Genomic DNA, 6,995 nt, shown 5'->3' on the forward strand with positions numbered 1-6,995 from the left:
CGACGTGCGTATCCACTACGCGCATTGCGGTTGGGACATGTCAACGCCAAGGCGTCTTGCCGCTGGATTCTTCTTCCGGTCGGCGATCACCCGCCAGACCCCACGGAGAAGGGATGCGCAACTGTGATGTGGGTGGTTCTTTCATCGTTACCGACGCGTACCTCGGGGTACGGTCACCAGATGGACGAACGGCTGCGCGCGGTCTGCGACCTGATGGTGCCCCAGGCCCGCGAGATGTCGGGCCTGCACGAGTACGACGGACAGGTGCAGGACCTCTCCCCCCAGGGGGTGCGCGCCGGCCTGGCCGCGATGGCCCGCGCCGCCCGGAGCGCCGGACCGCTCCAGGACCCGCACGACGAGGCCCACTTGGCTGTCTTCGAGGAGTCACTGCGGGTGCAGTACGGCGAGTTGGAGCTGCACCGCCGCGACCCCTACCCGCACCTGTCCAACCTCGAACTCGCCTGCTACGACCGCGAGTACGCCCCGCGCGCCGACCGCAGGAAGGCCCGCAAGGCGCATCTGGCGCGGTGGCCGGACGCGGTGGACGCCGCGCTGGCCTCGCTGGACCGGGTACGGGCCCCGGTCGCCGAGGCGCTGCTCGGGCCGGTGCTGGGACTGGCCGCCGACCTCGACCCGGACGGCGGCAAGGTGGAGCGGGCCGCACTGCGCGCGCACGCCCGGCTGGAGGGCCATCTGCGGCACGTCGCCGAGCACGGCGACCCCGACCCGCGGCTCGGCGGGCGGGCCCTGGCTGCCTTGATGGGAGCTCAGGAGGGCCTTCGGGTGGATCTGACCGAGCTGGCCGGGCAGGCCGACAAGGAGCGCGTCCGGCTCACCGAACTGCTCACCGACGCCTGCCGCGTCCTCGACCCGGGCCGCGGCGTGGACGAACTCCTGCCGGGGCTGCTCGCCGACCACCCGGGCGCCGACGGCGTCATCGCCGAGGCGGCCCGGCTCACCGAGGAGGCCGTGGAGTTCACCCGGGAACGGGGCCTTGCGCCCTACGTCGACGGCGAGTGCCTGGTCGGCCCGGCACCCGCCTCCCGGCGCTGGGCGATGGCCATGATGACCTGGTCCGCGCCCGCCGAGGCCGACGCGCCCTCCTGGTACCACGTCACCCCGCCCGAGCCGGACTGGCCGGCCGACGAGCGCGAGGAGTGGCTGACCGTCTTCAGCCGCACCAGCCTGCCGTCCATCACCCTCCACGAGGTCGCGCCCGGCCACTTCGCGCACGGCCGCGCCCTGCGCCGCGCCCCCTCCCCGGTGCGGCGGCTCCTGCACAGCCTGTCCTTCGCCGAGGGCTGGGCGCACTACGTCGAGGAGGTCTGCCTCGACGAGGGCTTCCGCGCCCGCGACCCGCGCTTCGCGATCGGCGTCGCCCTCGAAGCGCTGGTCCGCGTCACCCGGCTCACCTGCGCGATCGGATTGCACACCGGGGCGCTGTCGCTGGAGGAGGCCGCGCGGTACTTCGTGCGCGACGCCCACCTGTCGCCGGCGGCCGCCGCCGCGGAGGCGCGGCGCGGCACCTTCGACGCCGGGTACGGCCGCTACACCTGGGGCAAGCTGGAGATCCTGCGCACCCGCGCCCGCGCGCAGCGCGCCTGGGGCGCCGAGTTCACCCTGCCCCGCTTCCACGCCGCCCTGCTGCACCTGGGCAGCCCGCCCCTGGGCCTGCTGGACGCGGCGGTCCACCCGCCCGGCCCGGCCGCGTGATCGCCGCTGTACAGCCGCCGCACAGCCGCCGCTTGATCGCCGCGCAGTCGCCTAGCGGTCGAAGAAGGGCCGGCCGAACGTACGCATCCACAGCGCGACCGGGTCGTACGGGTCGGCCATGGCGACCGTGGAGACGGCCACCGAGTCGGGCACCCCGCCGACGGCCTGCTGCATCATCAGCCGGACGGACTCCACGGCCTGCCCGGCCCCCTCGTAGAGCTCGACGCCGATCGCGAGGTAGGGCTCGCCGAGCACCGGCTGCACCCACGCCTGGCGCAGCGCGCGCACCGCGGAGGTGCGGTGCGCCGCCTGGGCGAGCAGCGCGTAGAACTGGGGCATCTGGAGCGAGGGTTCGCCGATCTGGAGCGGCCCGGCGGGCAGCAGGTCCAGGCCGACCGCGATCCGGCGCAGGTCGGCCCAGGGGATGCCGAGGCCGCCGCCGGCGCTGTGCGGGTTGAGCCAGAGTCCGGACCGGTCCGGGAAGAGGGTCTGGGCGATGTCCCGCCCGGAGACCACTTCGTGCTCGCGGTTCCACCCGCTGGCGGCCAGTTCCCGCGGCGAGGTGAAGCACGGCGCGTAGCCGTAGCCGCCGATCTCCATCGTGCCGTACTGCGCGTCGGGCGTGCCGGGGGCGCCCTGCCACAGCAGCATCCACACCTGGCCCTCGGCGAGTGACGCGAGCAGGTTCTCGTATGCGTCGAACCGGCCGGGTGCCACCTGGAGCAGCATCTGCTCCACATGGCCGGCCTGCGCCGCACCGCCTTGCGCGCCCGCGATCACGTGGGACCGCCCCTTTCCCTTCGTACTGCTCTTCGCACGACATCAAACCAGGTCGAGTGTGCCCAGCGGTATGCCCGCCGACTCAAACCGAACCGGCTATAGACGCGGTATACGACCGCTGAACGCGTGCGCCGAGCCGCACCTGCCGTGGCCCTGCCCCGTGCCGTGCCGTGCCGTGCCCGGGCTCAGTCGCGGGCGAAGAACGGCCGCACCGTCTCCAGCATCCAGTCCCCCACCGGGTCCTGCGCCACGTCCAGCAGGATCAGGTGCACCGGCCACGGCGGCTGGGCCGCACCCATCGCCCGGCCGAGCGCGTCCATCGCGGCCGACCGGTCCGCCTCGGTCCAGCGGTCCAGCTCCACGCCGACGAACAGCGCCGGCGGCTCCTCCTCCACCACCGCCAGGGCCCGCCGGCCGCTCAGCACCACCGAGGTGACCGCGAACTCGCCGGCCGCGGCGGCCAGGAAGTCCACCGGCTCCTCGTCGTGGTCCGGCTCCCACAGCCGCACCCGGGCGCCGGGCGGCGCGTCGCCGCCGCGCACCCCGGCGAACGCCGCCTGGCGCTCGCCCTGCGCCGGGCGGCACAGCTCGGCCACCGCGGCCGGCGGCAGCGGCACACCGACCGCGCCCCCGGGGTTGACGGCGATCCCGACCAGCGGCGGCAGCCCGCGGGCGAACTCGTGCACCGGCGCGACCGTGCAGGGCATGCCGTCCGCGGCCTGCCGGAACTGCTGCTCGGAGCTGAACACCGGCACGTAGGGCGCGCCGCCCAGCACGACCGTCGGCAGGTCCAGGCCGGCCGCCTCGCGCGAGCCGCCGTTCGGCAGCGGCACCCACACCCGGGACCGGCCGAGCACCTCCAGCAGCCTGGGCGTGGCCGAGGGGTTGCCGAGGCTGGCGCTCAGCACCTCTTCCAGCTCGTTCGCCGGCCATGTGTACGGCGCCGGATTCTCCATGTCCACCCTTGTCCGCCCGAGTACCGCGTCTGTAGCGTCGTGCCCCGGAAACCCTAACGGCTGCCGGGGGCCGCGCACCCTGGGCATGCAATGATGAAGCCGACAACTTGCATACCGGCCGTTCGAGGCCGCGCGGGAGAGTCCCGGACCGGTGCACGCGACCTGCTCGCGGGCGGCGGGCCGGGCGCCGAAGGAGCAAGTCCTCCCTTGAATCTCTCAGGCACAGATACCGCGCGGGCGAGGCAGATCTGAAAAGCGACGGAGCCGTCGGCGCACCCCTGGGGGTACCCGCCCGGCCCCGCCCACCCAAGGTGCAAACCGTGACCCGCCGGTGCGGGGTTCACGGTGAACCTCTCAGGTTCCGATGACAGATGGGGAGCATCCGATCCGTCGTCCCCTTTCTCTCTTCACCGAGACCGAGCCTGGGAGCCCGTCACCGATGAGCGAACCCCGCCGTACCGCGCTCGACGCCCTGCACCGCGCCCTCGGCGCGACCATGACCGACTTCGCCGGCTGGGACATGCCGCTGCGGTACGCCAGCGAGCGCGAGGAACACCAGGCGGTGCGCACCCGCGCCGGCCTGTTCGACCTGTCGCACATGGGCGAGATCACCGTGACCGGCCCGCAGGCGGGCGAGGCGCTGGACCACGCCCTGGTCGGCCACCTGTCCGCGCTGGCGGTGGGCCGGGCCCGCTACACGATGATCTGCGCGCCCGACGGCGGCATCCTCGACGACCTGATCGTCTACCGGCTGGGCGCGCGGGAGTTCATGATCGTCGCCAACGCCTCCAACGCGCAGACCGTGCTCGACGCGGTCGCGCTGCGGGCGGCGGAGTACGACGCGCAGGTCCGCGACGACCGCGAGGCGTACGCGCTGCTGGCCGTCCAGGGCCCGCAGGCCCCGGCGATCATGAAGGCGGTGACCGACGCCGACCTGGACGGGCTGAAGTACTACGCCGGGCTGCCCGGCACCGTGGCCGGGGTGCCGGCGCTGATCGCCCGTACCGGCTACACCGGCGAGGACGGCTTCGAGCTGTTCGTGGCGCCGGGCGACGCCGAGCGGCTGTGGCAGGCGCTCACCGAGGCCGGCGCGCCCGCGGGCCTGGTGCCGTGCGGGCTGTCCTGCCGGGACACGCTGCGCCTGGAGGCGGGCATGCCGCTGTACGGGCACGAGCTGACCGCCGCGGTGACGCCGTTCGACGCGGGGCTGGGCCGGGTGGTCAAGTTCGACAAGCCCGGGGACTTCGTCGGGCGCGCCGCGCTGGGCGCCGCCGCCGAGCGGGCCGCCGACCTGCCGCCGCGCAAGCTGGTCGGGCTGGTCGCGCGGGGCCGCCGGGTGCCGCGGGCCGGCTACCCGGTGACCGACGCCTCGGGCACGGTGATCGGCGAGGTCACCTCGGGGGCGCCGTCGCCGACCCTGGGCAAGCCGATCGCGATGGCGTACGTGGACGCGGCGCACGCGGCGCCCGGCACGCCGGACGTCGCGGTGGACATCCGCGGGACGCGGGAGCCGTACGACGTCGTGGCGCTGCCGTTCTACAAGCGCGAGCGCTGAGCGCGGGGCTCCGGCGCGAGCCGGGGCCCCGGCACTGACCGCGGGGCTCCGGCACCGGCTGGCGCCCGAACCGACCGGGACCCGGGCGCCCCGCCCCCGCACCCCCACCCTTACCTTTCCGTTTGCCGTGCCGCGCACGCGAGCACCCCTGCCGATCCGGGAGAATCCACCCATGAGCATCAACCCTGAGCAGCTTCGCTACAGCAAGGAGCACGAGTGGCTGTCGGCCCCCGCCGACGGCGCGGCCACCGTGGGCATCACCTCGCACGCCGCCGACGCGCTCGGTGACGTGGTCTTCGTCCAGCTCCCCGAGGTGGGCGCGACGGTGACCGCGGGCGAGACCTGCGGCGAGCTGGAGTCCACCAAGTCCGTCAGCGACCTGTACTCGCCGGTCGGCGGGGAGGTCACCGAGGTGAACCAGGACGTGGTGGAGGACCCGTCGCTGGTGAACTCCGCCCCCTTCGAGGGCGGCTGGCTGTTCAAGGTGAAGGTGGCCGAGGAGCCGTCCGACCTGCTGTCCGCCGCCGAGTACGACGCTTTCATCGAGAGCTGAGGGAACCCCGCGATGTCGCTGCTGAACCAGTCCCTGCACGCGTTCGACCCCGACGTGGCCGCGGCGGTCGACGCCGAGCTGCGCCGCCAGCAGTCCACGCTGGAGATGATCGCGTCCGAGAACTTCGCGCCGGTCGCCGTGCTGGAGGCGCAGGGCTCGGTGCTGACCAACAAGTACGCGGAGGGCTACCCGGGCCGCCGCTACTACGGCGGCTGCGAGCACGTCGACGTGATCGAGCAGCTCGCGATCGACCGGGTCAAGGCGCTGTTCGGTGCCGAGAGCGCCAACGTGCAGCCGCACTCCGGTGCCCAGGCGAACGCCGCCGCGATGTTCGCCCTGCTCAAGCCGGGCGACACCATCCTCGGCCTGGACCTGGCGCACGGCGGGCACCTGACCCACGGGATGAAGATCAACTTCTCCGGCAAGCTGTACCAGGTCGCGGCCTACCACGTGGACGCCGAGACCAACCTCGTCGACATGGCCGAGGTGGAGCGGCTGGCCAAGGAGCACCGCCCGCAGCTGATCGTGGCGGGCTGGTCGGCCTACCCGCGGCAGCTGGACTTCGCGGAGTTCCGCCGGATCGCCGACGAGGTCGGCGCGTACCTGATGGTGGACATGGCGCACTTCGCCGGGCTGGTCGCGGCCGGGCTGCACCCCTCCCCCGTGCCGTACGCCGACGTGGTCACCACCACGACCCACAAGACGCTCGGCGGCCCGCGCGGCGGGGTGATCCTGGCCAGGGCGGGCCTGGCGAAGAAGATCAACTCGGCGGTCTTCCCCGGGCAGCAGGGCGGCCCGCTGGAGCACGTGATCGCGGCGAAGGCGGTGGCGTTCAAGGCCGCGGCGACCGACGAGTTCAAGGACCGCCAGACCCGTACCCTGGAAGGTGCGAAGATCCTCGCCGACCGGCTGACCCGGCCCGACGTGGCGGAGCTGGGTGTGTCGGTGCTGTCCGGCGGCACCGACGTGCACCTGGTCCTGGTGGACCTGCGCAACTCCGCCCTCGACGGCCAGCAGGCCGAGGACCGGCTGCACGCGGTCGGCATCACCGTCAACCGCAACGCGGTCCCGAACGACCCGCGGCCGCCGATGGTGACCTCGGGGCTGCGGATCGGTACGCCCGCGCTGGCCACGCGGGGCTTTCGCGCCGACGACTTCCGCGAGGTCGCCGACATCATCGCGGCGACGCTCACCGCGTCGCCGGCCTTCCCGCCGTCGGAGGTGGAGCCGCTGCGCAAGCGGGTCACCGCGCTGGCGGAGAAGCACCCGCTGTACCCGGCGCTGTAGCCGGGCCGGCCGGGGTGGCGGGCGGCCGTGCCCGCCACCCCGGCAGCAGCACCCCGCCGTCCCGGCGGCAGCACCGCCCGCCGCGCGCGGCCGCAGCACCACCCTGCGGACAACGGCGTCCGCGAACCCCAGGAGCAATGACACCGTGGCT

Annotated in this window: 6 protein-coding genes and 1 riboswitch; of the genes, 4 read left to right on the forward strand and 2 right to left on the reverse strand. The window is 73.9% G+C overall.

Annotation, left to right across the window (positions count from 1 at the left end):
* Nucleotides 1–180: 180 nt before the first annotated feature.
* A complete protein-coding gene (locus AC3ERT_RS10010) occupies nt 181–1,713 on the forward strand; it encodes a DUF885 family protein (protein ID WP_435130767.1) in 1,533 nt (510 codons plus the stop codon).
* Nucleotides 1,714–1,764: 51 nt separating this feature from the next.
* On the opposite strand, the gene AC3ERT_RS10015 is transcribed toward AC3ERT_RS10010, so the two are convergent.
* The gene (locus AC3ERT_RS10015; protein ID WP_335974322.1) at nt 1,765–2,493 is read right to left on the reverse strand and encodes an enhanced serine sensitivity protein SseB C-terminal domain-containing protein; all 729 of its coding nucleotides are present in this window, start codon (nt 2,491–2,493) and stop codon (nt 1,765–1,767) included.
* A 185-nt stretch (nt 2,494–2,678) separates the two neighbouring features.
* Nucleotides 2,679–3,449 carry an enhanced serine sensitivity protein SseB gene (locus AC3ERT_RS10020; RefSeq protein WP_335974325.1) on the reverse strand — a complete coding sequence of 257 codons (771 nt, stop codon included), beginning with the start codon at nt 3,447–3,449 and terminating at the stop codon, nt 2,679–2,681.
* Nucleotides 3,450–3,572: 123 nt separating this feature from the next.
* Nucleotides 3,573–3,691, forward strand: a riboswitch (glycine riboswitch).
* Between the two features lie 197 nt (nt 3,692–3,888).
* Here AC3ERT_RS10020 and gcvT point away from each other — a divergent pair.
* The 3 genes from gcvT to AC3ERT_RS10035 all read left to right on the forward strand — a co-directional run bounded on the left by gcvT (nt 3,889) and on the right by AC3ERT_RS10035 (nt 6,844).
* Nucleotides 3,889–5,004 (forward strand): glycine cleavage system aminomethyltransferase GcvT, encoded by a 1,116-nt coding sequence (gene gcvT, locus AC3ERT_RS10025; RefSeq protein ID WP_435173672.1) that lies wholly within the window; start codon nt 3,889–3,891, stop codon nt 5,002–5,004.
* A 172-nt stretch (nt 5,005–5,176) separates the two neighbouring features.
* The gene (gene gcvH, locus AC3ERT_RS10030; protein WP_335974330.1) at nt 5,177–5,557 is read left to right on the forward strand and encodes a glycine cleavage system protein GcvH; all 381 of its coding nucleotides are present in this window, start codon (nt 5,177–5,179) and stop codon (nt 5,555–5,557) included.
* Between the two features lie 12 nt (nt 5,558–5,569).
* A complete protein-coding gene (locus AC3ERT_RS10035) occupies nt 5,570–6,844 on the forward strand; it encodes a serine hydroxymethyltransferase (protein WP_435173674.1) in 1,275 nt (424 codons plus the stop codon).
* The last annotated feature ends 151 nt before the right edge of the window (nt 6,845–6,995 follow it).

It is taken from the genome of Actinacidiphila sp. bgisy145 (genome assembly GCF_057708125.1).